Source organism: Shimia marina, from assembly GCF_001458175.1.
In the GTDB taxonomy this organism is placed as follows: domain Bacteria; phylum Pseudomonadota; class Alphaproteobacteria; order Rhodobacterales; family Rhodobacteraceae; genus Shimia; species Shimia marina.
In genome coordinates, this window is record NZ_CYPW01000024.1 from 214026 (window position 1) to 238907 (window position 24882).

Genomic DNA, 24882 nt, shown 5'->3' on the forward strand with positions numbered 1-24882 from the left:
ACAGTTTCGTCATCAGGCATCGGAGGGTGCCGGAGGGACTTTGACTGTTTACCGGGAGGAAAAAATATGAAGTTCTTGACCACTGCTGCGACGGCGATGGCTCTGACTGTGACGGGCGCAAGCTTTGCTGCTGCGGCCTGTGACGATGGTGAGATCGTTGTTAAATTCAGCCATGTGACCAACACCGACAAGCACCCAAAGGGCATTGCGGCGTCGCTCTTGGAAAAGCGTGTTAACGAAGAGATGGACGGCAAGATGTGCATGGAGGTCTTCCCGAACTCCACGCTCTATAACGACAACAAAGTGTTGGAAGCGATGCTGCAGGGTGACGTGCAGCTGGCCGCGCCTTCGCTGTCCAAGTTTGAAAAATTCACCAAACAGTTCCGCCTGTTTGACCTGCCATTCATGTTCAAAGACATCGCGGCCGTGGATGCGTTCCAGGCCTCTGACAACGGTCAGGCCATGCTGGACAGCATGCAGCGTCGCGGTCTGCAAGGGCTGGGCTACTGGCACAATGGCATGAAGCAGATGTCTGCGAATGTGCCGCTGCTGGATCCGTCTGATGCGAACGGCCTGAAGTTCCGTGTGCAGTCCTCAGATGTGCTGGTTGCGCAGATGGAAGCCATGGGTGGCTCCCCGCAGAAGATGGCCTTCTCTGAAGTCTACGGCGCGCTGCAGCAGGGCGTTGTGGATGGTCAGGAAAACACCTGGTCCAACATCTACGGCAAGAAGTTCTTTGAGGTGCAGGACGGTGTCACAGAAACCAACCACGGCATTCTCGACTATCTGGTTGTGACCTCTGTTGACTGGCTGGACAGCCTGCCAGAAGACGTGCGCACTCAGTTCATCACCATCTTCCAGGAAGTGACCCACACCCGGAACCAGGAAGCGGAAGCTGTGAACCTGGCGGCGCGTCAGTCCATCGTTGATGCGGGTGGCACCATCCGTGAACTGACCCCAGAGCAACGTGCGGCATGGGTAGAAGCCATGAAGCCGGTCTGGGAAAAATTCACCGATGACGTTGGTCAAGACAACATTGATGCCGCGCAGGCGATCAACGCTGCGGGCTAAGTTTCAGGCTTAAAACCTGACCCAAAAATGAGCGGGCGGGCCGCCAATGGCCCGCCCGTTTTGCAACCAAAATCCACAAAAACACAAGCGGGACGCGGGACAATGCAAACCAAGCATAGCTTTGTGGACCGGATCGAAGAGACGCTGATTGCGTTTCTTCTGGGCAGCATGACATTGATCACCTTTGCCAATGTGATTGCCCGGTTCGGTTTCAACTCAAACATTCTCTGGGCGCTGGAGGCGACGGTCTTCCTTTTTGCCTGGCTGGTGCTTCTGGGCGCCTCTTATGCCGTCAAGAAACACAGCCATCTGGGCGTGGACGCGATCCTGAATATGGTGAGCCCGGCCACGGCGCGCGTGCTCGGCCTGATTGCGGCGGCGGCCTGTCTGGTCTTTTCGTTGCTGATGCTGAAGGGCGCCTATGATTACTGGGCCGTGTTTGCCGATCTGCCGCCCACGTCGGGCCGTTGGTTCCCAACCGGCTTTGATATGAAGGCGCGCAGCCAGTCTTTCTATGAGGTGCAGGATGTGCCGATGATTGGTGCCTTCGCCTTTCTCGAAGACCTGATCAACTATGGCGACGCATACGAAAAGCTGCCGAAAGTGGTGCCGTATATTGTGTTGCCGATTTCCATGCTGTTGCTGGTCTATCGCTTTGCGCAGGCTGCGGTGGCTGTCCTGAAAGGGGAAACCGACCGTCTGGTGGCCAGCCATGAGGTCGAAGATGAAATTGCAGAAGTGCGCGCACTTCAGGGGGAGCATGACTGATGGCTGTTGTTCTACTTTTTGCCATGGTGATTGGCCTCTTGCTGATCGGGGTGCCGATTGCGGTCTCCCTCGGTCTCAGCTCGATCCTGTTCCTGCTGCTTTTCGGCGATGCCACGCTGGCCTCTGTGGCGGGCACGCTGTTTGAAGCCTTTGAGGGGCATTTCACGCTTCTGGCGATCCCCTTCTTCATTCTGGCCAGTTCGTTCATGACCACGGGTGGCGTGGCGCGCCGCATCATCCGCTTCTCCATCGCCTGTGTGGGGCATCTGCCCGGCGGTCTGGCGATTGCGGGTGTGTTTGCCTGCATGATGTTTGCAGCACTTTCAGGCTCCTCTCCAGCAACGGTTGTGGCGATTGGCTCCATCGTGATCGCGGGTATGCGCCAAGTTGGCTACACCAAAGAATTTGCCGCCGGTGTGATCTGTAACGCAGGGACGCTGGGCATTCTGATCCCGCCCTCCATCGTGATGGTGGTTTATGCCGCAGCGGTGGAAGTCTCCGTGGGCCGAATGTTCCTTGCGGGTGTGATCCCGGGCCTTTTGGCAGGACTGATGCTGATGGTGACCATCTATGTGATGGCGAAGGTGAAAAACCTGCCCAAAGGCGAATGGAAGGGCTTTGGTGAGATTCTTTGGGCGAGCCTGAATGCCTCGGCTGGTCTCTTCCTGATTGTGATCATTCTGGGTGGTATCTACGGCGGTATTTTCACGCCAACGGAGGCTGCGGCAGTCGCATCTGTCTATGCTTTCTTTGTCGCGACTTTTGTATATCGGGACATGGGGCCACTGAAAGATGAGGCCAAGCCTCAGAGCCTTCTGGAATTTTTCAAGATGTTGCCGAAGTTCATTGGCCAAACGGTTGTCTACTTCGTGCCGTCATTTTTCCATGCGGACACGCGGCATGCTTTGTTTGAAGCGGGAAAGCTGACCGTCACGCTGCTGTTTGTGATCGCCAACGCGCTGATCCTGAAGCATGTTCTGACCGAACAGCAGGTGCCGCAGACCATCGCCAATGCGATGCTTTCGGCGGGGTTTGGCCCGGTGATGTTCCTGATTGTGGTCAATGTGATCCTGTTGATCGGTGGTCAGTTCATGGAGCCGTCAGGCCTTCTGGTGATCGTGGCGCCGCTGGTGTTCCCAATTGCGATTGAGCTGGGCATTGATCCGATCCATCTGGGCATCATCATGGTGGTGAACATGGAGATCGGGATGATCACACCGCCGGTGGGTCTCAACCTCTTTGTGACCTCCGGTGTGGCCGGGATGCCGATGATGGGCGTGGTGCGGGCGGCATTGCCGTTCCTTGCGGTGCTCTTCGTCTTCCTGATCATGATCACCTATATTCCGTGGATTTCCACTGTGCTGCCCAATGCGGTCATGGGGCCGGAGATCATCACCAATTAGGGGAGGTAAGCGGTGCGCTTCCGCGCGCTCTTATTCAGAAAAACGCAAGGCGACGCTCCGATCTCGGGGCGTCGCTTTTTGTTGTCTGTGTGTGCGGAAAGTTTTGCCTATAGCCGTTTGCGTTTGATCTGAAACGCCTGTTCGCTGCCTCTCCCTTTCGGTCGAACGCGAACAGCGATCCCTTTGCCTCATATAAAACGCAAACGGCTTTAGAAGCGGTTCAGTCAGGGGCTGGTCTGCCCTGAACGCGCCCGCCCCAAGTGTCAGGTGTGCATGGCCCGGCTCAAGGCTAGGCCGCTGTGCGGGCGCTTTGGTGCGCCCGAACCTGTGCTGCTCAAGTGGGGTCAGGCCGCGTCAAGAGCCGTGATGATGGCGCCAAAATCGGCCGCCTTCAGGCTGGCACCACCGACAAGCGCGCCGTCCACGTTGGAGACGGCAAAGATTTCTGCCGCATTGCCCGGCTTCACGGAGCCGCCATAGAGCAGCGGAAGCGCGTCGCCGATGGCGGTGCCAAAGCGCTCTGTCAGGGTTGTGCGCATGAAATCATGCACTTCGCCGATTTGCGCCAGCGTGGGCACTTTGCCTGTGCCAATGGCCCAGATTGGTTCATATGCGATCACAAGGTTCTCTGCGGTGACATCGTCGGGCAGGGAGCCTGCGAGCTGTGCGCCGATCACGGCGAGGGTGTTGCCCGCCTCACGTTCCTCAAGGCTTTCGCCAAGGCACACCACAGCGACAAGCCCTGCCTGCCACGCCGCGCGGGTTTTGGCCGCCACGTCTGCGTCCGTTTCGCCGTGGTCTTCACGACGTTCGGAATGCCCGAGGATCACATGGCTTGCCCCGGCATCTTTCAGCATGTCAGCGGAGATGTCCCCTGTGTGTGCGCCACTTTGAGAGGCGTGGCAATCCTGCCCGCCAACAAGCACGGCCTCGCCGGCGACATCTTTGGCACGCGACAGCAGCGTAGCAGGGGGGCAGATCAACACATCTGTGTTAGCGGCCTGTGGAACCTTGCCCAAAGCCTCAAGTTCTGACAGCGCCGCCGCGGTGCCGTTCATCTTCCAATTGCCTGCTGCCAGCTTACGTCGCATAAATTGCCCCTTCCGAAATCGCGATTTACGCGTCAGTCATGCGGGGCAAGGCGGCCTAGGTCAAGGCCGTCACGTCAGTTTTGGCGCGCCGTTTGCAGCAACCTGTTCAGTCAACTCATCCATGTCCTTAAACTTGATGGATTCGCCGCATCCGCAGGCATCTGCCACATTGGGGTTGTTGAATTTGAAACCGCTTTCCAGAAGCGAAGTTTCATAGTCAATTTCTGTGCCAAAGAGGAACATCTGGGCCATGGGCGCGATCATGACAATGGCGCCGTCCTGTTCCACCACCTCATCATGCGGGTCGCGGTCGGTCACGTAGTCCATGGTGTATTCCATGCCCGCGCAGCCGCCTTTCTTGACGCCGATCCGCAGACCGGCGTGGCCTTCTTTGGACATAAGGCGCGCGATCTGCTTGGCGGCAGTTGGCGTCATTGTCACAGCTTGTTTTCCGGGAATGCCAAACATCAGCTTTCCTTTCTAACGAATTGGAATATCACATGAAGCCCAATTCAAGCCGGGCTTCGTCGCTCATCATTTCCATGCCCCAAGGGGGGTGCCAGACCAGCGCCACTTCGACAGTGCGTACGCCGCCCACACCGGCCACAGCTTCCTGAACCCAGCCTGGCATTTCACCTGCCACAGGGCAACCCGGCGCTGTAAGGGTCATGATCACATTCACGTCGTTTTCCGCATTGATCTCGACCGTGTAGATCAGGCCAAGATCATAGATGTTTACCGGGATTTCCGGATCGTACACGCTGCGGCAGGCTTCAACAATCTGCTCGTGCAGGGGGTGATCAACACTGGAGGGCGCAATCAATGGGGTGCCTTCGACCGGTTCCACGGCGGGATCTGGAGCTTGAGTCATAGTCTGTCCTACAAAAATCCTGAGTTTTTCATATAGGAAAACTTGCCTGCCACGTCCAGAGGGGAGCGTGTGTGAATTCCGTCTGCGTTTGGGCGGTGTTTTGCGCTGACGCTGGCGGTCGGCGAGGCTCAGCGCAGCTGAGCCGGGCCCAACCCCGCACAAGCAGCCTTGGCTGCGCGGATGCGGGGGCGGGAGGGTGTCTTTGTGGGTCAGTCGTTGATGTCGTGATGAAATTTTTTGACCTGTCCGCCGGGAAGGGAGAACACACGCCGCAGCAACAGCCAGCTCGCGAGGCTGAGGACGGCAAAACCTAGGAGGATGACCGGTAGGGAGAGCGCCTGCAGCGGCGTCAACAGTGCGAGCCCCACAAGCGCTGCTCCGGCGGCAAAACCGAGAAAGATAAATCCCGGTGCAAGTACTTCCAGAATGGCGAGCACAAGCGCGAACGCGAGCCAGACCCACCAGACAACCAGATAATCCGTCATGCGTTATCCTTTCAGCAGTTTGAAGGCGTCACCAAAGGCTTCCAGCGCGGCGGCAGGCAGGACAATTGTCTGTTTGCCATCCCCATTGCCCAGTGCATTGAGCGCCTCAACCTGTTTTAGAGCCACTTGATATTGCGCCGCTTCCAGACCGTTTTCCTTGATGGCTTGTGCCACAACGCCGGTGGCATAGGCTTCTGCCTCAGCACCGATGCGACGGGCTTTGGCGGTTTGTTCGGCCGCATAGAGTTCGGCGTCCGCCTGAAGTTCCACAGCGCGTTTTTGGCCTTCGGCTTCTGTCACCTGTGCGCGGCGGGCGCGTTCGGCGTTGAGCTGTTGCAACATGGCGTCGCGGGTGGCCTGATCCAGATTCACATCCAGAATTTCAGCGCGCGTGACCTCGATCCCCCAATCATCCACGGCGGTTTCGACGCTGGATTGAATGGAGGCGATCAGATTGGCCCGGTTGGATTGCACTTCGTCCAGATCCATTTTGCCGATTTCGGCACGCACGATCCCGGCCACGGTGGTGGCAATGGCCCCATCCACGTCCCGGATGCGGTAAACGGTCTTTTCCGGCTCCAGAATGCGATAGAAAACCGATGTGTCGATCTGCACGAGCACGTTGTCTTTGGTGATGGCGTCCTGTGTGGCGTTGGGCAACTGGCGCTCCAGAATGGAGATCTGGTGACGCACCACATCCAGAAATGGCACCACAAAGTTGATGCCAGGGCCCAGCACCGAATGCAGGCGGCCAAAACGCTCCACCACATGTTTTTCGGATTGAGGCACAATGCGCACCCCTTTGAGGACCACGACAATCAGGAAGACCGCCGCCAGAAGGATCACGATGTTTTCGCTCAAAAGCCCCAGGATCAGGTCTTCGCTCATCTATATGCACTCCAGAAAATGGTTGTATTTCTATGGTTTGCAATATGGCGATTGGCGGGTGTTTTACAAGCTCTGCCTGAGCGCGTAGAGAGGGGGAAAATAGCCACAATCTTCCCGATCAAAAGGCGCATGATGTCTCAGAAGTTTTCCTTTTCGCTCAATGCCACCGACGGCAAGGCCCGCACCGGGGTGATTTCCACGCCGCGTGGCGATATTCGCACGCCGGCCTTTATGCCGGTGGGCACGGCGGCGACGGTGAAAGCAATGATGCCAGAAAGCGTGCGCGCCACGGGGGCGGATATCTTGTTGGGCAACACCTATCATCTGATGTTGCGGCCCACGGCAGAGCGGATTGATCGGCTGGGCGGTTTGCATAAGTTCATGAACTGGGAGCGGCCTATTCTGACGGACAGCGGGGGGTTTCAGGTGATGAGCCTTGCCGGGCTGCGCAAGCTGACCGAAGAGGGCGTGACGTTCAAAAGCCATATTGATGGCTCCAAACACGCGCTAACACCGGAACGCTCCATGGAGATCCAGAAGCTCTTGGGCAGTGATATTGTCATGTGTTTTGACGAATGTCCGGCCCTGCCTGCGGATCGGGACCGGATTGCAGAGAGCATGCGCCTGTCGATGCGTTGGGCGCAGCGGTCGCGTGACGCTTTCGGGGATCGCCCCGGGCATGCGCTCTTTGGTATTCAGCAGGGTGGTCTTGAGCAGGATTTCCGCGAAGAGAGTGCTGAGGCGCTTAAAGAGATCGGCTTTGACGGCTATGCGGTGGGCGGTCTTGCGGTTGGGGAAGGGCAGGAGGCCATGTTTGGCTGTCTGGATTACGCGCCGGATATGTTGCCTGTGGACAAGCCGCGCTATCTCATGGGGGTGGGTAAACCCTCTGACATTGTGGGCGCGGTCAAACGCGGCATCGACATGATGGATTGTGTGCTGCCCAGCCGCTCTGGCCGCACAGGGCAGGTGTTTACGCGCCGCGGGGTCGTGAACATCAAAAACGCGCGCCATGCGGATGACCCGCGGCCACTGGATGAGGCCTGCACCTGTCCGGCGTGTCAGAATTATTCCCGCGCCTATCTGCACCATGTGTTCCGCAGCAACGAGATGATCTCCGGCATGCTGCTCACCTGGCACAACCTGCATTACTTCCAGCAGATCATGCAGGAGATGCGGGATGCGATTGCCGCAGGTACGTTTGACGCTTGGGAAAAACAGTTCCAAGAGATGCAGGCTCAGGGCGATATCGAGCCGCTTTGAGCCATTTATGGAGTGTTTTTTGACCAAGGTGATACGTTTAGGAGTGCTGTTAAGTCTGTCCTGTCTGGTTTTGGCAGCCTGTCTTGGTGGGGGCACTCCTCAGAGCCCTCCGACCCAACCAGCGCCAGAGGTCTTGGCTGATCCGTTCTCCTTTTGGACCCGAGCAGGAAATGTGCCATTTCGCTTGAAAGATGGCAGTCGAGCGGGGAGCGTGGGCGTCTCGGTGCGGGCGACAGATGCGTCTAAAGACTTGAAACGCATTTACTATACCGTGGAACTTGATCACTACGGTGGCATTGCTGTGGCGCGGGAGAATAAAATTCTGCCAGCCTACTTGAGCGCAATCCCGGATTCTCTTGTGTCGCATGCGCACTACAATATTCTCATCGAAAGGGCGGATGAGAGTTTGCTTTTGTTGGCGACTGCAGTTTCCCAAGTGACAATCTGCGTTGATGGGCAAGTGCAGGTGGATGACCGTAATCGGCAACGAGCCTCTTTGAGCGCCGAACAATCTGCGCGCGTCGTTGAAGTGTCTGGTGGTAATTTGGATGCGATCCTAGGGCTAAGCAATGCGGAGCTTAAACGCGCCGGATATGGCGATTTGCTGTCTGAAGCCGAAGATATTCCCGTAATAAATTTCAGAAGATACCAAAAGGGCTACGTTGATATCTATCTGATGTGTCAGCTCGGGTGATTGAGATTGGCCGCTTTGGGGGCGACGTCTGCTGTGCAAACAGAATGCGAAGAAACCCAAAATATTTTGCCTTCTATCCCTTTTCCCGCCTTGTTCCTCACCTTCTGTAAAGGCATTGTGTGCTCCAACAAAGAAAACGCAGTTGAAAGCGGGTGCGCGTGCCCCCAAATCAATAAGCCGAGGAAACGGAAAGCGTCCGAGAGGTTGCCACATGTGGGACCTGTGTCGCTTTGCTAGAACAAGGAAAACTCATGCAAGAGCCCCTCAACACATCTTATCCTGTGCTGCCACTGCGCGATATTGTGGTCTTCCCACATATGATCGTGCCGCTGTTTGTGGGCCGGGAGAAATCGGTTCGCGCGCTGGAAGAGGTGATGGCCGATGACAAGCAGATTCTGCTGTCCAGCCAGATTGACCCTTCTGAGGACGATCCCAACATTGATGGCATCTATCGCACCGGTGTGCTCGCCAATGTGCTGCAGCTGCTGAAACTTCCTGATGGCACCGTGAAAGTGTTGGTGGAAGGCCAAAGCCGTGTGACCATTACCGATTTTCTGGAAAACGACGATTATTTCGAAGCGACCGCGGAACATCTTGAGGAGATGCCGGGGGATGCGGCCACCATTGAAGCGCTGTTGCGCACGGTTGGCGATGAGTTTGAGCGCTATTCCAAGGTCAAGAAAAACATCCCAGAAGAAGCTCTGAGTGCTGTTGAAGAAGCCAATGAACCCGCGCGTCTGGCCGATTTGGTGGCCGGTCATCTGGGCATTGAAGTCAACGAGAAGCAGGAGCTTCTGGAAACGCTGTCGGTGAGCGAGCGTCTGGAGAAGGTCTATGGTCTGATGCAGGGCGAGATGAGCGTTCTGCAGGTTGAGAAGAAGATCAAGACCCGGGTCAAAACTCAGATGGAGAAGACCCAGCGCGAATATTACCTGAATGAGCAGATGAAGGCCATTCAGAAGGAACTTGGCGACGGGGAAGAGGGCGAAGGCGAAATTGCCGAGCTCGAAGAAAAGATCTCCAAAACCAAGCTTTCCAAAGAAGCCAAGGAAAAGGCCGACGCAGAACTCAAAAAGCTCAAGAACATGAGCCCCATGAGCGCTGAGGCCACCGTGGTGCGCAACTATCTGGATTGGATGCTCTCCATTCCATGGGGCAAGCGCGGCCGTGTGAAGAAAGATCTCAAAGGCGCGCAAGCGGTTCTGGATAAGGATCACTACGGTCTGGAGAAGGTGAAAGAACGCATTGTCGAGTATCTCGCGGTGCAGCAGCGTTCTTCCAAGCTCAAAGGGCCTATTCTGTGCCTTGTTGGCCCTCCGGGTGTGGGTAAAACCTCGCTGGGCAAATCTGTGGCCAAAGCGACCGGTCGTGAGTTCATCCGTATCAGTCTTGGCGGCGTGCGTGATGAAAGCGAAATCCGCGGCCACCGCCGGACGTATATTGGCTCCATGCCGGGTAAGATCATTCAGGCGCTGAAAAAGGCCAAAACCACCAATCCGCTGATCCTGCTCGATGAAATCGACAAGATGGGGCAGGACTTCCGCGGCGATCCGGCCTCTGCGATGCTCGAAGTGCTTGATCCGGAGCAGAACGGCAGCTTTGTGGATCACTACCTTGAGGTGGAATATGATCTCTCCAACGTGATGTTCCTGACCACGGCGAACTCCTACAACATGCCGGGGCCACTGCTTGACCGGATGGAGATCATTTCGCTGGCGGGTTACACCGAGGACGAAAAGCGCGAGATTGCACGTCAGCACCTGATCGACAAGCAGATCAAGAACCACGGCCTGAAAAAGGGCGAGTTCGAAGTCTCTGATGAGGCGCTGCAGGAGGTTATCCGCACCTACACCCGTGAAGCGGGCGTGCGGAACCTTGAGCGTGAACTGGCGAAACTGGCACGTAAGGCGGTGACCAAGATCGTCAAAGGCGAGGAAGACACTGTCGCGGTGACAGAGGATAACCTTGATGACTTCTTGGGTGTGAAGAAATACCGCTATGGTCTTGCCGAAGAAGAGCATCAGGTGGGGGTTGTCACCGGTCTGGCCTGGACCAGTGTGGGCGGCGACCTGCTGCATATCGAAGGTCTGAAACTGCCCGGTAAGGGCCGGATGAAGACCACCGGTAAGCTGGGCGATGTGATGAAAGAATCCATCGACGCGGCCAGCTCTTATGTGCGTTCCATCAGCCCGCAGATCGGCGTGAAGCCCACGGTCTTTGATAAGATCGACATCCACGTGCACGTGCCAGATGGCGCAACGCCCAAGGATGGTCCCTCTGCAGGTCTCGCTATGGTGACCTCGATTGTTTCTGTGTTGACCGGTATTCCGGTGCGCAAGGATATTGCGATGACCGGCGAGGTTTCCTTGCGCGGCAACGCGATGCCAATTGGCGGCCTTAAAGAAAAGCTTCTGGCGGCGCTGCGCGGTGGGATCAAAACGGTGCTGATCCCGCAGGACAATGAAAAGGATCTGGCGGATATTCCGGACAATGTGAAGGATGGTCTGGAGATCATCGCGGTCAAACACGTGTCTGAGGTGCTCAAGCTTGCCCTGATCGAAGAACCAGAAGCGATTGAGTGGGACGAGGCGGCCGAAGAGGCTGCGGCTGCGGCTCTGAAGAAAGAAGAGGGTGCTGGCGCAACCGCGCATTGAGCAGCCTGTTCAGCATGATTTAGAAAAGCGCGCCGGGTCTCTGGCGCGTTTTTTTGTGACTGATCGATTATTGCGTCTCGAGTCAAAATTTAGGAAAAATCCTAATGATTTTAGTCTTTAAGCCGGCAGAGCCCGTGTAGGTTTCATTAATCATATTCCGGCATCCAAGAGGGGTAACGACCATAGGAGCCAGAATGGAACCGCAAGAAAGACTGGGCCTTGCCCGGCTCACGAAAATGGCCTTTGACGGCGTGGATCTGATGCCGCTGCGGGCCGAACTCCTGACCAAAATGGAGCAGGGGGCCGAGGCCGATGGGATCTTCATGGACCTTTCGGTGATTGATCAGCTTTATGGCAATCAGGAAATGGGGTTGGCGTGGCAGGCAAAGGCGCTTGCGCGGCAGCGGATGTTCTCGACCAATCGGCGGGGCAAACTACAGCCAAAAGTTCTGGTGTTTGCAGAACCCAGCCATGTGGGTGGTAACACGCCGATTGAGTTCCTGCTGCAGTCCTCGGATTTTGAGATCATCACCTACTATCCTAAAATGGACAGTGAGAGAGATGAGCCGCTGCCGGAGCATGACGTGGCTTTCTGTGCTGTGCCAACAGACAGTGCACAGGCGGAAGCGTTTTTTGCCAAGGTGCGGCAGCTGACCCAAGCGACGGGGACGCAGGTGGTCAACCTGCCTGCTGGCCCTGTGGACCTTGAGCGTGACGCGTTGACAGAGATCTTCCCCTACGTGCGGGGGCTGAAGTTCCCCAAGACAGAACGCGTTGATCGGGACACATTGGTTGCGGCGGTGTGCAACGGGTTTGAAACGCAGGTCTTGGCGCAAGTTGGGAGCTATCCCTATATCATCCGGCCCGTGGGCTCACATGCCGGGGCAGGGCTTGCCAAAGTCGATACGCCCGAAGCACTTGTGCAGTATCTGGCGGGACAGGAGGCCCTGAACTTCTTTGTCTCCGAATATGTGGACTATGCGTCTTTTGATGGCACTTTCCGCAAGTATCGCATTGTCTTTGTGAACGGTCAGGCCTTCCCGTGCCATATGGCGATCGCGGATCAATGGGACCTTTGGTATCTCAATGCACAGATGGAGCAATCGGAGGCAAAACGCGCCGAGGAAGCTCATTTCATGGCGCGGTTTGAACGGGATTTTGCCAAACGGCACAAGGAGGCCTTTGAGGCTCTGATGTCAGGTGTTGGTCTTGATTACTTCGGGATTGATTGCGCGGAAGATCGGGATGGCAATCTGGTGGTGTTTGAGGCCGACAATGCGCTGATCGTGCATGACATGGATTCAGAGGCTGTATTTCCATACAAGGCCGCCCATATGCAGGAAATCTTTGCGGCGTTTGACAGCATGCTGCGGGCGCGCTCGCTCACGCATATTCGCGACATGGCACCGATGAGTGGGGCAGGGGGCCATGCGGGCATTGATGTGGCCGCAACGGCGCTCATGTAGGCGCACGCTGCTTTACGAAAAAAAGTGGGGGGCCAATGGGCCCCCCAGTTTCGCCATTCAGGCTCACTCTTGAATACCGCTCGATGTTTTTTGCCTGCGGCCTGAATGTCGTCGGAGCGAGCTCACCCGCTCCGTGTATCGCCACTGCCTAAGGTTAGGGACGGCAATGGGATATGTTCTTTTGTCTCGTCGGGGGCCGAAGCCCCCTACCCAGGTCCCCCCAGGATCGCTGTGTCGCCATGCTGGCCGTTAGGGGCCTTCTGCAAAGAGCAGATGCTCGGCGAAGTCATTTTGTGGCGTTGCCACAGGTGCGGCTTCCGACTCGTTACGCACCTTGCGCGCCCATGCACCGCTGATCACGATGCGACCGATGATGGCATTCTCCGGCGCGCTGTTGGTGTTGTCGGCGGGGCGCTGCATGCTGGTATTTTCGAGAGGAAGGCTTCTGCGCTTCTTCATGTTGCTCTCCTTAGCTGCAGCCTGAGGTCGCGCCACAGGTGTTGCATTTCATGCAGGTGCCATTGCGCACCAAAGTGTAGTTGCCGCAGTCGCCACAAGGGTCGCCCTCATAGCCCTGCATTTTTGCTTTGGCGCGCGCGTCCATGGGCGGTGCCATGGTGCTGACGGACGCGCTTGTTGCCACGTCTGAAAGAGTCGCGCCAGTGGTTTCCGGCACAAGTGTGTTCAAAGTTTTGACAGGATCGGCGGTTTCCGGCGCATTGCCTGCCCCCCCTTTCAAAACCACAAGTTCTTGTGGCAGACGCTTGCGCAGGTACCCGGTTGAGGAGATCTGCTTGAGCACCTCAAGCGAGCGGCTTGCCGTCGTTTCGGTGAGCTCCGCAACGTTGGAAACGCCTTCTTCCTCTCCACGTCCGAGATCGTCAAACGTGGTGCCTTCTGGCTTGATATGCGCAAGGTCGGTGCGGTCGAGGTAAGACACGGCCAATTCGCGGAAGATATAGTCGAGGATCGAGGTGGCGTTTTTGATGGAGTCGTTGCCCTGCACCATGCCTGCTGGCTCAAATTTGGTGAAGGTGAAGGCATCGACAAATTCTTCAAGCGGCACGCCATATTGCAGCCCGACAGAGACGGCGATGGCGAAGTTGTTCATCATGGCGCGGAAGCCTGCGCCTTCCTTGTGCATGTCGATGAAGATTTCGCCCAGCGAGCCATCAGAGTATTCGCCGGTCCGCAGGTAGACCTTATGGCCGCCAACAACGGCTTTCTGGGTGTAGCCCTTGCGGCGCTCTGGCATTTTTTCGCGGCCGCGCGCCACTTCTTTGATGACTACTTTCTCGACGATCTTTTCGGCGAGCACCTGCGCTTTTTCGTGCAGGGAGCCGGTTTCGAGCACGTCAGCAGCCTCGTCATCGTCCTCCACCAGCGCGGCGGCCAGAGGTTGCGACAGCTTGGAGCCGTCGCGATAGAGGGCATTGGCCTTGATGCCTAGGGACCATGAGTGCTCATAAGCCTGTTGGCAATCGGCAATCGTGGCGTCATTGGGCATGTTGATCGTTTTGGAGATCGCGCCGGAAATGAAGCTCTGTGCCGCGGCCATCATGGTGATGTGGCTGTCCACGGAGAGGTAGCGTTTGCCCTTTTTGCCGCAGGGGTTGGCGCAGTCAAAGATCGCGTAGTGCTCTTCTTTGAGGAAAGGCGCGCCTTCCAATGTCATGGTGCCGCAGACATGGTCGTTGGCGGCGTCTATGTCAGCTTTGGTGAAGCCGAGATGCCCCAGCAATTCAAAAGACGGGTCATTGAGCTTGTCGGCCGGGATGCCGAGAACGTTGGTGCAGAACTCTTCGCCCAGTGTCCACTGGTTGAACACAAAGCGGATGTCGAAAGCAGAGCCAAGCGCGGCTTCAATTTTCTCGATCTCATTGGAGGTGAACCCGTGGCCAATCAGTGAGGTGTGATTGATGCCGGGGGCGTTGCCGATGGAGCCGTGGCCGACGGCATAAGAGACGATTTCTTCGATCTGGGCGGAGGAATAGCCGAGTGTTTCCAGCGCAGCAGGTACGGAGCGGTTGATGATCTTGAAGTATCCGCCGCCAGCAAGCTTTTTGAACTTCACCAGCGCAAAGTCAGGCTCAATGCCGGTGGTGTCACAATCCATCACCAGACCAATGGTGCCGGTCGGGGCAATCACAGAGGTCTGCGCGTTGCGATAGCCGTTTTTCTCGCCCAGTGTCAGGGCTTCGTCCCAGCTTGATTTGGCCAGCTCGACCAGCATTTGATCCGGACAATTGGCGATGTCCAGCGCCACAGGTTTGACCGCGAGGCCTTCGTAACCGTCGGTTTTGCCATAGGCGGCCCGGCGGTGGTTTCGGATCACGCGCAGCATATGCTGGCTGTTGCGGGTGTAGCCCGCAAAGGTGCCGAGTTCTCCGGCCATTTCGGCGGAGGTGGCATAGGCCACGCCGGTCAGGATCGCCGTCAGTGCCCCGGTCAGAGCGCGGCCTTCCACGCTGTCATAGCTGTAGCCCATATTCATGAGCAGGCCGCCGATGTTGGCATAGCCCAGCCCCAAGGTGCGGAAATCATAGGAGCGTTGGGCAATCTCCTTGGAGGGGAATTGCGCCATGGTCACGGAGATTTCCAGCGTGACGGTCCAGAGCCGGGTGGCATGGATATAGTCATCTGCCTGAAATTGACCATCCTTGAGGAAGGTCAGCAGGTTCATGGAGGCCAGGTTGCAGGCGGTGTCATCCAGGAACATGTATTCAGAGCAGGGGTTGGAGCCGCGAATCTCACCGTCTTCGGGGCAGGTGTGCCATGCATTGACCGTGTCATGGTACTGGATGCCCGGATCTGCACAGGCCCAAGCGGCATGGCCCACATCTTCCCAGAGTTTGCGCGCCTTGATGGTTTTGGCAACCTGACCATCCGTGCGGCGGATCAACTCCCAGTCGTCGTCGTTTTCAACGGCTTTCAGGAAGGCGTCGGTGACACGGATGGAGTTGTTTGAGTTCTGTCCCGCAACAGACGCATAGGCTTCGCTGTCCCAGTCTGTATCATAGGTCGGGAATTCGATGCTGGCGTAGCCCTGTTTGGCGTAGTCCAGCACACGCTTCACATAAGTCTCTGGAATGGCGACTTTCTTTGCAGCGCGGATCGCGGATTTCAGAGCTGGGTTTGTGTGCGTATCATAGGCGTCATGCTCTGCACCGTCCCATGATTTGATGGCGTCAAAGATGCCGTTGAGCTTCTCTTCGTGCATTTTGGAGCCGGCCACGATGGAGGCGACCTTCTGCTCTTCTTTGACTTTCCAGTTGATGTATTCTTCGATGTCCGGGTGATCGGCGTCCACGATCACCATTTTGGCGGCCCGCCGTGTGGTGCCGCCGGATTTGATGGCCCCTGCGGCGCGGTCGCCGATTTTGAGAAAGCCCATCAGGCCCGAGGACTGGCCGCCGCCGGAGAGGGATTCGCCTTCTGCACGCAGAGAGGAGAAGTTTGTGCCGGTTCCAGAGCCATATTTGAACAGCCGCGCCTCGCGCACCCAGAGATCCATGATGCCACCGTCGCCCACCAGATCATCGGAAACGGATTGAATGAAGCAGGCGTGAGGTTGCGGGTGCTCGTAAGCAGACTTGGATTTGGTCAGCTTTCCGGTTTTGAAATCGACGTAGTGGTGCCCCTGACTTGGCCCATCAATGCCGTAGGCCCAATGGATGCCGGTATTGAACCACTGTGGGCTGTTTGGCGCGGCGCGTTGGGTGGCCAGCATGTAGCGCATTTCGTCAAAATAGGCGCGTGCGTCTTCTTCTGAAGAGAAATATCCGGCTTTCCAGCCCCAGTAGGTCCAGGCACCGGCAAGGCGGTCAAAGACCTGTTTTGAGGAGGTTTCACCACCCAGTGCAACATCGTCATTGGCTGGAACGGAACGCCACAGAAACTCAGGCACGCCCTTTTCGCGAATTGTGCGCAGTTTGGCGGGCACGCCGGCTTTGCGGAAGTATTTTTGGGCAATCACATCAGAGGCCACTTGGGACCAACTGGCTGGCACTTCGACGTTTTCGAGACGGAAGACGATGGTGCCATCCGGATTGCGAATTTCGGATTCTGTGGTCACAAAATTCAAATCGGCGTAGGCGTCTTGTCCTGTCTTGGTAAAACGTCTTTGAATTTTCATTCCACTGTCCCGTCCACAGTTCCAAACTTTTCAATTTTGTCCCTGTCGCACATTCTGTGCGGCCAGAAATGCGGCTCTCGAACGTTCTTATGTCGCTCTGCAAATATCAGAGCGGCGCGTCAGACAAGGGTGAACCGCGCGGCGAACACGTGAACCGTGCCTCCGAGTGAGAGCCTTGGGTGGCTTGTTGTGGTTTTGTCCCCGTCCGGCGAAAAGTCACTATATGTAGTGTTGATCGTCGGCTGCACCCACAAATTGGCGTAATCGGACATACAGGGTCAACGAATTTATTTACCGAAAATCAGGAATTTTTGTGTTGACCTAAAGCCTGAGCATGACGACTCGGGTCGTGATTCCGATTCCTCCACAGGTCGATTGGAGTGCCCATTTTTTGCCATAATTTATAACTGTCTGATCTTTATGTACTTCTGATCAGAGGTGGCCGTATCGCTCAGGTTTATCCACAAGATTTGGTAGGACAGCGCATATGGCTGTGGAAAATATTGCGGTAATCTTCTGTGAACCTTTTGCAACGCTATTAGATTCTCAATCCCATAAAAAAGGCCGCCTTTGGCGACCTTTATTAAATTAACTTTTTGAAAAGCCAATGATTTAAGCTGCGGTGTTTTTGTTCGCAGCTTTTCGCGGGCCTGATTTCGGCGGTTTGGCGTTGGTGTCAATGAACTCCAACACAAGAGGGCGGATGTTGTTGCGCCAGCTCTTGCCCGCAAAAATGCCGTAGTGGCCCGCGCCTGGTTCCACATGGCTCGCCTTTTTGCTGTCCGGAAGCCCCGTGCAAAGATCAAGAGCTGCGATGCACTGGCCCGGTGCGGTGATGTCATCTTTGGCGCCTTCCACGGTTTTCACAGCAACCGTGGTGATTTTGCCAATGTCGACTTTGCGTCCGGCCACCACAAATTCATTGTTGGCGATTTCGCCATTTTTGAAGATGCGTTCCACCGTGGAGAGGTAGAATTCGGCGGTCATGTCCATCACCGCGAGATATTCATCATAGAACCGGTTGTGCGCGTCGTGATCAGAAGCCTCACCACGGGTGACGCGCATGATCTGATCGGTGAATGCTTTGGAGTGGCGGTCTGCGTTCATCGACATAAAGGACGACAGTTGCAGCAGGCCGGGGTAAACCATGCGGCCAACGCCGGGATATTTGAAACCGACCCGCTGAATCATGGTCTGTTCAAGATGCCCCATGGTGACGCGATGGCCAAAATCCGTGACTTCGGTTGCGGCGGCATTGGGATCAATTGGTCCGCCGATCAATGTGAGCGAGCGCGGCTGCGCTTTGGGGTCTTCCTCGGCCAGATACGCGGTGGCGGCAAGGGTAAGTGGGGCAGGCTGGCAGATAGCAATCACATGTGTATCTGGGCCCATCGCCTTCATAAAGTCGACAAGATAGAGCGTATAGTCTTCGATATCGAATTTACCCTCGCTCACAGGGATGTCGCGTGCGTTATGCCAATCGGTGATATAGACCTCACAATCAGCGATCAGGCTTTTGACTGTGGAACGCAGCAGCGTGGCGTAGTGGCCAGACATTGGCGCAACCAGCAGCACTTTGCGCGTCATTGGCTTGCGCCCGGAGACTTCAAAGTGGATCAGATCCCCGAAAGCGCGTTCCACAACTGTATTGATATTGACGATGTGGTCTTTACCGTCTTCGCAGGTAAAGCTGTCGATGCCCCAGTCAGGCTTCACGATCATACGTTGAAAGGAACGTTCTGCGACTTCGCCCCATGCGGCCATCCATTGCAAAGCGGGATTGGGCATCATGGCCATGGCAGGGTATGATGCCATCGCGGTTGCGGTTGCACCCAGCCATTGGTTGGTGTTGCGCATCGTTTCCATCAAATCATACGTGGCCATGTATCGCATGGGCGTGTTCCTTACGTTAGGGTATCCACTCACTAATTTCCCGAGTACACTTAAGTGGGGATCGAATTTTTCATGCTGCGTAGCAGCGAGGATAGGGCGATTGAGTTAATATGACAACAAATGAGACGGAAGCGGGCGAAAAAACGGATCGTCTGAACGCCAATCTGGCAAGAGTTGAAGAGTTGTCATTGCGACTTGCTGACGTCATGGGGCGTCACAAACCTCTGAGAAATCAATTGAATGGACCGGAGCCTGAGGTTTTCCTGAATGCGGCCACTGCCTATTGGAAAGGCCTGATGCATGATCCCGGCAAAATGCTGGAAATGCAGCTCGATCTCTGGAGTAAATCCGTCAAAAGCTTTGTTGATGCGCAAAACCTGATGTTGAGAGGGCAATTTTCTGCGCCGCAGGATGACACGCCAACGGATCGGCGATTCTCTCATCCGCTGTGGCAGACGCACCCTTATTTCAACCTGCTGAAACAACAGTATATGCGCAACGCGCGGGCCATTGAGGCCGCAGTGGATGCACTGGAAGGCCTTGGGGGCAAAGACAAACAGCGCATTGAGTATTTTTCCCGCCAGATCATCGATATGATGGCGCCCACGAATTTTCTGGGCACCAATCCTGAGGTGTTGGAAAAGGCTGTAGCCACCGAAGGGCAAAGCCTTGTGGATGGTCTTGAAAACCTGATCGCCGATCTCGAAGCCAATGATGGTGAATTGCTGGTAAAATTGGCGGATGAGAGCGCTTTTGAAGTTGGGCGCAACATTGCAACCGCCCCCGGTAAAGTGGTCTTTCGCAACCGCATGTTTGAGCTGTTGCAGTTTTCACCAACCACGGAGACTGTGCATGAGATCCCGCTGGTGATCTTTCCTCCCTGGATCAATAAGTACTATATTCTCGACCTCAAAGAACAAAACAGCCTGATCCGGTGGTGTGTGGCGCAGGGATACACTGTTTTTGTGGTCAGTTGGGTCAATCCAGACCGCTCTTACGCGGATGTTGGATTGGATGACTATATTGAAGAGGGCTTCCTTGAGGCTATTGCGCAGGTGAAAGCCGTCTGTGATGTGCCGCAGGTGAATGCCGTTGGGTATTGTATCGCGGGCACCACCTTGCATCTGACGTTGTCATTGATGAAGCAGCGCGGCGATACATCTGTGAAATCAGCGACGTTCTTTACAACGCTGACGGATTTCTCTGATCAGGGGGAGTTCACCCCGTTTTTGCAGAACGATTTTATCGACGGCATCGACGAAGAAGTCGCGGAAGAAGGGATTCTGCGCTCTTTCATTATGCAGCGCACGTTCAGCTTTTTGCGGTCAAACGACCTGATTTATGGCCCTGCGATCAAGAGCTATATGATGGGAGAGGCACCGCCTGCCTTTGATCTTCTGTATTGGAACGGCGACGGTTCTGGCTTGCCGGGGAAAATGGCGCATCAGTATCTGAGAGAGCTCTGCCAAGATAATAAGTTTGTCGGCGAGGGGATTTCGCTGTGTGGCACCACGTTGAAAATCAGCGATGTGGATTTGCCGATCTGTGCGGTGACCTGTGAGACGGACCATATCGCGCGGTGGAAAGATTGCTTCCACGGTTTCCAGCAAACCAAGAGCCGCTCCAAGACCTTCATCGTGTCTCAATCCGGGCATATCGCGGGGATCGTCAATCCGCCGAGCAAGAAGAAATATGGTCACTATACCAATACCAAATCATCGGGCACCGCGGATGACTGGATGGAGGGGGCTACATTTCATGAAGGTTCCTGGTGGCCTCGGTGGGACACATGGCTGTCAAAAAAATCTGGTAAAAAGATAGAGGCTCGGGAGCCGGGGCAGGGGGCGCTTCCGGCACTATGCGACGCACCCGGCACTTACGTGATTGAAAAAGCCACTAAATAACAGAGGCTTGAAATTTTTTCTGCGGTGCAGCAAGAAAATTCTTGAAATGCCGCATCGCAGCAATCATATTGTTTTCAGAGACTAGAAACACAGCCCAATGTCTTCTGAACCCGGGCTGCCCTTTATTTAAGGAACTGGAACGATGACTAAAGCAGCACAAGACGTGACCGCGATGTTCAAAGACGTACTGGGCGCCTTCCCAGTTGACACTTCTGCATTTGAAGATGCTTTCAAAAACTCCGCAGCTCTGAATGAGAAGCTGACAGCGGTTGCGCTGGGCGCGGCTGAGAAATCTTCTGAGATCTCTTCCAAGTGGACCAAAGACACGCTGTCCAAGTTGAGCGACATGTCCAAAGCCAAGGAAGAGCCTGCCGACTACGCCAAAGCGATGACCGACTTTGCTTCTGCACAGGCTGAAGTCGCGGCGGAAAACATGGCGGCCTTTGCTGAGGTGGCAAAGAAAGTTCAGATGGAAACTGTAGAGCTGCTGATGTCTGCAGGCAAAGAAGTCACCGAAGAGGCGACTGCTGCTGTGAAAAAGGCCACCGATGAAGTGACCGCAGCGGCCAAAAAAGCCACGACCAAATAAGACGACGACGCAATTCTTGCGCTCCCTCTCCTCCCCGGAGCGCAGATTGCGGGGGCAGGCATCACGCCTGCCCTTTCTTTTTGTTCTGCGCTCGCATAGGCTTTTCTGCAGCGCATAAATAATGGGGAGACTGACGTGGCTGAAGACAATAAACCACTGCTCATCAAACGTTACGCCAGCCGGCGACTCTACAACACAGAGACCAGTGATTATGTTACGCTGGAAGACATCGCTGGTTTTATCCGGTCTGGCCGCGAGGTTCAGATTGTCGACTTGAAGAGTGGGGATGATCTCACACGGCAGTATCTTTTGCAGATCATTGCGGAGCATGAAAGCAGGGGAGAGAATGTCCTGCCGGTCAATGTGCTCAATGATCTTGTGAGGGCTTATACCACCCAAGCCACATCTATGGTGCCGCAGTTTTTGCAGACCTCTTTTGACATGCTCCGAGAGAGCCAGGAGAAGGTCATGGAAAGCATGGGCGGTGGCATGAAGATGCCCGGGCTGGAGGCGATGCAGGCGCAGCAGGAAGCCTTCATGAAAGCGATGACTGGCGGCATGGCATGGCCCGGAAGTTCGTCTCCTGCGGCTGAACCGGAGCGGGACGGTGGAGAGGCGGAAGATCTGGATGAGATCAAGAAGCAGCTTGCGGAGCTTCAGGATAAACTGTCAAAGTTGAAATGACACCCAGCACAGCCAATTCCGGCTGTGCTTTTGTTTGTGGCGCTTCCTGTGAAGTGCGCAGACCACACCGGGCAAGGGTCAGTCGTGTGAGGCGCTGTTTGCCCGTATCCTTCAAAGATCGGAGGTGCCGAGATGGCGAAAAAAGCGTCAACCAGCGCAACACGTAAATCCACGTCGAGCCGCGCAAAAACCAGTACAACCCGCACGCGCAGCACAGCAACGCGCAAAACCAGCGCGACTCTGCAAGGGCAGGCGGAGGAGCCGTTGGAGCAGACGCAGACGCCCGATGTGCCCGTAGCCGAGGCCGCGCTCCGTAAACGTGCGTTTATTGAGGCGGTGGTGCTGCGCTCAGGTGTGAAGAAGCGAGATGCAAAACCAGCTGTAGAAGCGGCGTTGGCCATTCTGGGGGAGACTCTTGAAAAGGGGCAGGAGCTTAATCTGCCGGAACTTGGGAAGGTGAAAATCCAGAATCAGAAATCGGTAGAGGGTGCACATGTCATAAACATGCGTCTGCGGCGAAAGTTGGCATCGGCCGAAGACGCAAATGCAGAAAGTGACACAGGGGGCCTTGCGGAGGCTGCGGAGTGAGGATAGAAGCCGCGTCACCGGGTGATTAGCTCAGTGGTAGAGCGCTTCGTTCACATCGAAGATGTCAGGAGTTCAAATCTCTTATCACCCACCATAATTCTAACGGGCGCTCCCTTAAGTGGTTGAGTGCCCGTTTCTTTTTCTGGTTTTGTTACGTTTTGCACAGTGTCTGTCGCCGGTATCCGCTGGGCGGCGGCGGGCGCTTTGGGGGCTGTGATCACAGTGTTTGAAATGTCTCACCCATGGCCCGCGGAAAACCGATGTGGGGACATGCCATAGGCCTCCCGGAACCGCTTGGAAAAGTTGCCCACGGATTCGTAGCCACAGGCTGTGGCCACTTCCACAACCGCCATATCGGTTTCCGCCAAGAGGATTCGTGCCTTTTGAAGGCGCAGCTCCTGCAGGAATCGCTTGGGGGTGGTATTGAGGTGCTGCTTAAACAGGCGCTCCATTTGGCGGCGGGAGACGCCCATGTCCCGCGTCACGCTGTCCAGATCGACGGTCTCTTCCAGGTTTTCTTCAAAATAGGAAATGATGCGCACGAGTTTGTCGTTGCGATTGCCAATCAGGGCCGCGGTGGAGCTTTGCTGCCTGTCTGTTTCAGACCGCTGAACAGTGTGCAGGCACATATTCAAGACGGCACGGGCCAATTGAGCCCCATGTCGGTCGTAAATCAGCTTGAGAAACAAATCCATGGGCGCCACGCCGCCGCCAGAGGTCATGATGCGATCATCAATGGCATAGAGCTGCTCCAGCGGAGAGAGATTCGGGAACTGCTCACGAAAGGGGGGGATGTTTTCCCAGTGCAGCGTGAAACTCCGCCCTTCAAGGATACCTGCCTTTGCCAATGTGTAAGCGCCGGTGCACAGACCGCCCACACGCCTGCCCACGCGCCATTGCAGCCGAATCCAATCCGCCATCCTTTGACTGGCTGCGCGCTCTGGCTGTACGCCGGAGCAGATAAACACCGCCGCGTTGGCAGGGGTTTCCCCCAGAGGGGAATCAATACCGATTTCAATGCCGTTGGAACAGCGGACGTTTTCTCCGGTCTCAGACATCGTCGCCCAGCTGTAGAGATTCTGCCCGGTCAGTTGGTTGGCGATGCGCAGAGTCTCTATCGCTGAAGTGAAGGCCAGCATCGACAGGTTGGGCTGCAAGGCAAAGATAATGGGGTCTGGCGTTGTTACAGCGTCCACAGGAACATGGGCGACGCCCTTGGGAATGATAGGATCTTGCATGAGACCTCCGAGCAGAAATCGAGCGCCAATTTAGGGGAGAATGCAGGGGATGCAAAGAAAGTTCAAAAATGGGGTTGCATGCCCCGGCCAGAGGGGCTAAATCCCCGCTCACCGGGTCGTTAGCTCAGTTGGTAGAGCGCTTCGTTTACACCGAAGATGTCGGGAGTTCGAGCCTCTCACGACCCACCATAAAACTTCTTGAAAACATCAAAGTTCTACCAACGCCAAGCGCTGTTTGCGAAGTGTTCTTCTGTTCGTTGAACCTGACGTTTAGGCCCAGAAACGGGGTGAAGTCCTTCAATTTTGTGGTGGCTGACACGTGGGCTGGTGCGTGCGCGCATGTGTTTGTGTGTGATGGCCAAATTACGTTGCCTGCGGGCTGATGTGCGAACAAAAAAGAGCGGCCAAAACAGCCGCTCTTTAAGGTCGTCGTTTCTAAAGATCAGATTAGCTTGCTGGTGCGCATACGAGAGCGCCGGAGTCGGTGGTGGTGAGGTCGTAGCCACCTGGGCAGCTGGCATTGCCTGCTTTGTCAAAAGACGGCTGCGCGTAAACTGGGGTCGGCTCTTCCTGTTGGGAGCAAGCAGCCAAAGCCAGACCAGCAACACACAGGGCAGCGTAAAGAGGTTTCATCAGGGTTCTTCCTTCAAAAAGCATATGATTCAAGTGAGCTCATCTAATCACAGAAATGTCATACTGCAAAGTAAACTCACTGCGGTTCAATCTCATGAAAATAAGGGCTCCACAAAGGCTTTGAAAAAATCTTCCATTTTCCTGCGGATATCCGCTTGACGCGCCTGAGCGCTCAGCATAAACCCCACCACACGCTGAGGGGCACACGCCAAACAGCGAGCAGCGAGCGGTTGTAGCTCAGTTGGTTAGAGTACCGGCCTGTCACGCCGGGGGTCGCGGGTTCGAGCCCCGTCAACCGCGCCACCGCTGCCAGCCCAGACCTTGGGCGCCTTAGGGTAAATGGTCATGCCGAAAGGCGAAGATATATGCGCGGTTGTAGCTCAGTTGGTTAGAGTACCGGCCTGTCACGCCGGGGGTCGCGGGTTCGAGCCCCGTCAACCGCGCCACTTCTTCCCCCCTCCTTGAAAGACTGATGGAAATGTTTCCCTTCGGGGCGACCTATTTTAATGCGCGTGTCGTACGGTAGAAAAACGCGCCCGAAGGCGCGTTTTGATTTTGCAGATC

At 55.8% G+C, this 24882-nt stretch carries 20 protein-coding genes and 4 tRNA genes; 15 read left to right on the plus strand and 9 right to left on the minus strand.

Annotated features, from left to right (window positions below; all coding sequences use genetic code 11):
- The first annotated feature begins 66 nt into the window (after positions 1-66).
- The 3 genes from SHM7688_RS11825 to SHM7688_RS11835 all read left to right on the plus strand — a co-directional run bounded on the left by SHM7688_RS11825 (position 67) and on the right by SHM7688_RS11835 (position 3242).
- Positions 67-1071 (plus strand): DctP family TRAP transporter solute-binding subunit, encoded by a 1005-nt coding sequence (locus SHM7688_RS11825; RefSeq protein ID WP_058240139.1) that lies wholly within the window; start codon positions 67-69, stop codon positions 1069-1071.
- A gap of 102 nt (positions 1072-1173) precedes the next feature.
- Positions 1174-1839 carry a TRAP transporter small permease gene (locus SHM7688_RS11830; protein WP_058240251.1) on the plus strand — a complete coding sequence of 222 codons (666 nt, stop codon included), beginning with the start codon at positions 1174-1176 and terminating at the stop codon, positions 1837-1839.
- Positions 1839-3242 carry a TRAP transporter large permease gene (locus SHM7688_RS11835; protein ID WP_058240140.1) on the plus strand — a complete coding sequence of 468 codons (1404 nt, stop codon included), beginning with the start codon at positions 1839-1841 and terminating at the stop codon, positions 3240-3242. Before SHM7688_RS11830 ends, SHM7688_RS11835 begins: the two co-directional genes overlap by 1 nt.
- 344 nt (positions 3243-3586) lie before the next feature.
- On the opposite strand, the gene tpiA is transcribed toward SHM7688_RS11835, so the two are convergent.
- The 5 genes from tpiA to SHM7688_RS11860 all read right to left on the minus strand — a co-directional run bounded on the left by tpiA (position 3587) and on the right by SHM7688_RS11860 (position 6577).
- On the minus strand, positions 3587-4333 hold the full coding sequence (gene tpiA / locus SHM7688_RS11840; RefSeq protein WP_058240141.1) for a triose-phosphate isomerase: 747 nt from the start codon (positions 4331-4333) through the stop codon (positions 3587-3589).
- A 69-nt stretch (positions 4334-4402) separates the two neighbouring features.
- Positions 4403-4801 (minus strand): HesB/IscA family protein, encoded by a 399-nt coding sequence (locus SHM7688_RS11845; protein WP_058240142.1) that lies wholly within the window; start codon positions 4799-4801, stop codon positions 4403-4405.
- Positions 4802-4829: 28 nt separating this feature from the next.
- The gene (locus SHM7688_RS11850) at positions 4830-5204 is read right to left on the minus strand and encodes an SUF system Fe-S cluster assembly protein (RefSeq protein ID WP_058240143.1); all 375 of its coding nucleotides are present in this window, start codon (positions 5202-5204) and stop codon (positions 4830-4832) included.
- 209 nt (positions 5205-5413) lie between these two features.
- Complete coding sequence (locus SHM7688_RS11855) at positions 5414-5689, minus strand: NfeD family protein (protein WP_058240144.1); 276 nt, start codon at positions 5687-5689, stop codon at positions 5414-5416.
- Between the two features lie 3 nt (positions 5690-5692).
- Positions 5693-6577 (minus strand): SPFH domain-containing protein, encoded by an 885-nt coding sequence (locus SHM7688_RS11860; RefSeq protein ID WP_058240145.1) that lies wholly within the window; start codon positions 6575-6577, stop codon positions 5693-5695.
- Positions 6578-6709: 132 nt separating this feature from the next.
- Between SHM7688_RS11860 and tgt the strand changes: the two genes are divergently transcribed.
- The 4 genes from tgt to SHM7688_RS11880 all read left to right on the plus strand — a co-directional run bounded on the left by tgt (position 6710) and on the right by SHM7688_RS11880 (position 12654).
- A complete protein-coding gene (gene tgt / locus SHM7688_RS11865) occupies positions 6710-7840 on the plus strand; it encodes a tRNA guanosine(34) transglycosylase Tgt (protein ID WP_058240252.1) in 1131 nt (376 codons plus the stop codon).
- A 19-nt stretch (positions 7841-7859) separates the two neighbouring features.
- Positions 7860-8534 (plus strand): hypothetical protein, encoded by a 675-nt coding sequence (locus SHM7688_RS11870; RefSeq protein ID WP_149687248.1) that lies wholly within the window; start codon positions 7860-7862, stop codon positions 8532-8534.
- Between the two features lie 251 nt (positions 8535-8785).
- Positions 8786-11188 (plus strand): endopeptidase La, encoded by a 2403-nt coding sequence (gene lon, locus SHM7688_RS11875; protein WP_058240147.1) that lies wholly within the window; start codon positions 8786-8788, stop codon positions 11186-11188.
- A 194-nt stretch (positions 11189-11382) separates the two neighbouring features.
- Positions 11383-12654, plus strand: coding sequence for an ATP-grasp domain-containing protein (locus tag SHM7688_RS11880; RefSeq protein WP_058240148.1), 1272 nt, complete (start codon positions 11383-11385; stop codon positions 12652-12654).
- A 249-nt stretch (positions 12655-12903) separates the two neighbouring features.
- On the opposite strand, the gene SHM7688_RS11885 is transcribed toward SHM7688_RS11880, so the two are convergent.
- The 3 genes from SHM7688_RS11885 to phaZ form a co-directional block, all read right to left on the minus strand.
- Positions 12904-13113: a hypothetical protein gene (locus SHM7688_RS11885; protein WP_058240149.1), complete on the minus strand. Its 210-nt coding sequence runs from the start codon at positions 13111-13113 to the stop codon at positions 12904-12906.
- 10 nt (positions 13114-13123) lie between these two features.
- A complete protein-coding gene (locus SHM7688_RS11890; RefSeq protein WP_058240150.1) occupies positions 13124-16789 on the minus strand; it encodes a vitamin B12-dependent ribonucleotide reductase in 3666 nt (1221 codons plus the stop codon).
- Between the two features lie 612 nt (positions 16790-17401).
- Positions 17402-18682 carry a polyhydroxyalkanoate depolymerase gene (phaZ, locus tag SHM7688_RS11900; RefSeq protein WP_058240152.1) on the minus strand — a complete coding sequence of 427 codons (1281 nt, stop codon included), beginning with the start codon at positions 18680-18682 and terminating at the stop codon, positions 17402-17404.
- A gap of 110 nt (positions 18683-18792) precedes the next feature.
- On the opposite strand from phaZ, the gene SHM7688_RS11905 reads away from it, so the two are divergent.
- The 5 genes from SHM7688_RS11905 to SHM7688_RS11925 all read left to right on the plus strand — a co-directional run bounded on the left by SHM7688_RS11905 (position 18793) and on the right by SHM7688_RS11925 (position 22541).
- Positions 18793-20586, plus strand: coding sequence for a PHA/PHB synthase family protein (locus SHM7688_RS11905; protein ID WP_058240153.1), 1794 nt, complete (start codon positions 18793-18795; stop codon positions 20584-20586).
- A 142-nt stretch (positions 20587-20728) separates the two neighbouring features.
- Positions 20729-21175, plus strand: a complete 447-nt coding sequence (locus SHM7688_RS11910; protein WP_058240154.1) for a phasin family protein — start codon at positions 20729-20731, stop codon at positions 21173-21175.
- Positions 21176-21310: 135 nt separating this feature from the next.
- Entirely contained in the window at positions 21311-21859 is a 549-nt protein-coding gene (gene phaR, locus SHM7688_RS11915) for a polyhydroxyalkanoate synthesis repressor PhaR (protein WP_058240155.1), read from the plus strand.
- A 132-nt stretch (positions 21860-21991) separates the two neighbouring features.
- Complete coding sequence (locus tag SHM7688_RS19440) at positions 21992-22447, plus strand: HU family DNA-binding protein (protein WP_083499031.1); 456 nt, start codon at positions 21992-21994, stop codon at positions 22445-22447.
- Positions 22448-22466: 19 nt separating this feature from the next.
- Positions 22467-22541: transfer RNA gene (locus tag SHM7688_RS11925), tRNA-Val, on the plus strand.
- Between the two features lie 142 nt (positions 22542-22683).
- Here the strand turns inward: SHM7688_RS11925 and SHM7688_RS11930 are convergent.
- The gene (locus SHM7688_RS11930; RefSeq protein ID WP_058240156.1) at positions 22684-23685 is read right to left on the minus strand and encodes a GlxA family transcriptional regulator; all 1002 of its coding nucleotides are present in this window, start codon (positions 23683-23685) and stop codon (positions 22684-22686) included.
- 113 nt (positions 23686-23798) lie between these two features.
- Here SHM7688_RS11930 and SHM7688_RS11935 point away from each other — a divergent pair.
- From SHM7688_RS11935 to SHM7688_RS11950, 3 genes are all read left to right on the plus strand, one after another.
- Positions 23799-23874 (plus strand) — tRNA-Val (locus tag SHM7688_RS11935).
- Positions 23875-24544: 670 nt separating this feature from the next.
- Positions 24545-24621: transfer RNA gene (locus SHM7688_RS11945), tRNA-Asp, on the plus strand.
- Positions 24622-24687: 66 nt separating this feature from the next.
- Positions 24688-24764: transfer RNA gene (locus SHM7688_RS11950), tRNA-Asp, on the plus strand.
- The last annotated feature ends 118 nt before the right edge of the window (positions 24765-24882 follow it).

Coding starts and splice junctions, on each gene's coding strand:
- SHM7688_RS11825 (WP_058240139.1), top strand. CDS start 67: ATGAAGTTCTTGACCACTGCTGCGACGGCGATGGCTCTGACTGTGACG.
- SHM7688_RS11830 (WP_058240251.1), top strand. CDS start 1,174: ATGCAAACCAAGCATAGCTTTGTGGACCGGATCGAAGAGACGCTGATT.
- SHM7688_RS11835 (WP_058240140.1), top strand. CDS start 1,839: ATGGCTGTTGTTCTACTTTTTGCCATGGTGATTGGCCTCTTGCTGATC.
- tpiA (WP_058240141.1), bottom strand. CDS start 4,333: ATGCGACGTAAGCTGGCAGCAGGCAATTGGAAGATGAACGGCACCGCG.
- SHM7688_RS11845 (WP_058240142.1), bottom strand. CDS start 4,801: ATGTTTGGCATTCCCGGAAAACAAGCTGTGACAATGACGCCAACTGCC.
- SHM7688_RS11850 (WP_058240143.1), bottom strand. CDS start 5,204: ATGACTCAAGCTCCAGATCCCGCCGTGGAACCGGTCGAAGGCACCCCA.
- SHM7688_RS11855 (WP_058240144.1), bottom strand. CDS start 5,689: ATGACGGATTATCTGGTTGTCTGGTGGGTCTGGCTCGCGTTCGCGCTT.
- SHM7688_RS11860 (WP_058240145.1), bottom strand. CDS start 6,577: ATGAGCGAAGACCTGATCCTGGGGCTTTTGAGCGAAAACATCGTGATC.
- tgt (WP_058240252.1), top strand. CDS start 6,710: ATGTCTCAGAAGTTTTCCTTTTCGCTCAATGCCACCGACGGCAAGGCC.
- lon (WP_058240147.1), top strand. CDS start 8,786: ATGCAAGAGCCCCTCAACACATCTTATCCTGTGCTGCCACTGCGCGAT.
- SHM7688_RS11880 (WP_058240148.1), top strand. CDS start 11,383: ATGGAACCGCAAGAAAGACTGGGCCTTGCCCGGCTCACGAAAATGGCC.
- SHM7688_RS11885 (WP_058240149.1), bottom strand. CDS start 13,113: ATGAAGAAGCGCAGAAGCCTTCCTCTCGAAAATACCAGCATGCAGCGC.
- SHM7688_RS11890 (WP_058240150.1), bottom strand. CDS start 16,789: ATGAAAATTCAAAGACGTTTTACCAAGACAGGACAAGACGCCTACGCC.
- phaZ (WP_058240152.1), bottom strand. CDS start 18,682: ATGCGATACATGGCCACGTATGATTTGATGGAAACGATGCGCAACACC.
- SHM7688_RS11905 (WP_058240153.1), top strand. CDS start 18,793: ATGACAACAAATGAGACGGAAGCGGGCGAAAAAACGGATCGTCTGAAC.
- SHM7688_RS11910 (WP_058240154.1), top strand. CDS start 20,729: ATGACTAAAGCAGCACAAGACGTGACCGCGATGTTCAAAGACGTACTG.
- SHM7688_RS19440 (WP_083499031.1), top strand. CDS start 21,992: ATGGCGAAAAAAGCGTCAACCAGCGCAACACGTAAATCCACGTCGAGC.
- SHM7688_RS11930 (WP_058240156.1), bottom strand. CDS start 23,685: ATGCAAGATCCTATCATTCCCAAGGGCGTCGCCCATGTTCCTGTGGAC.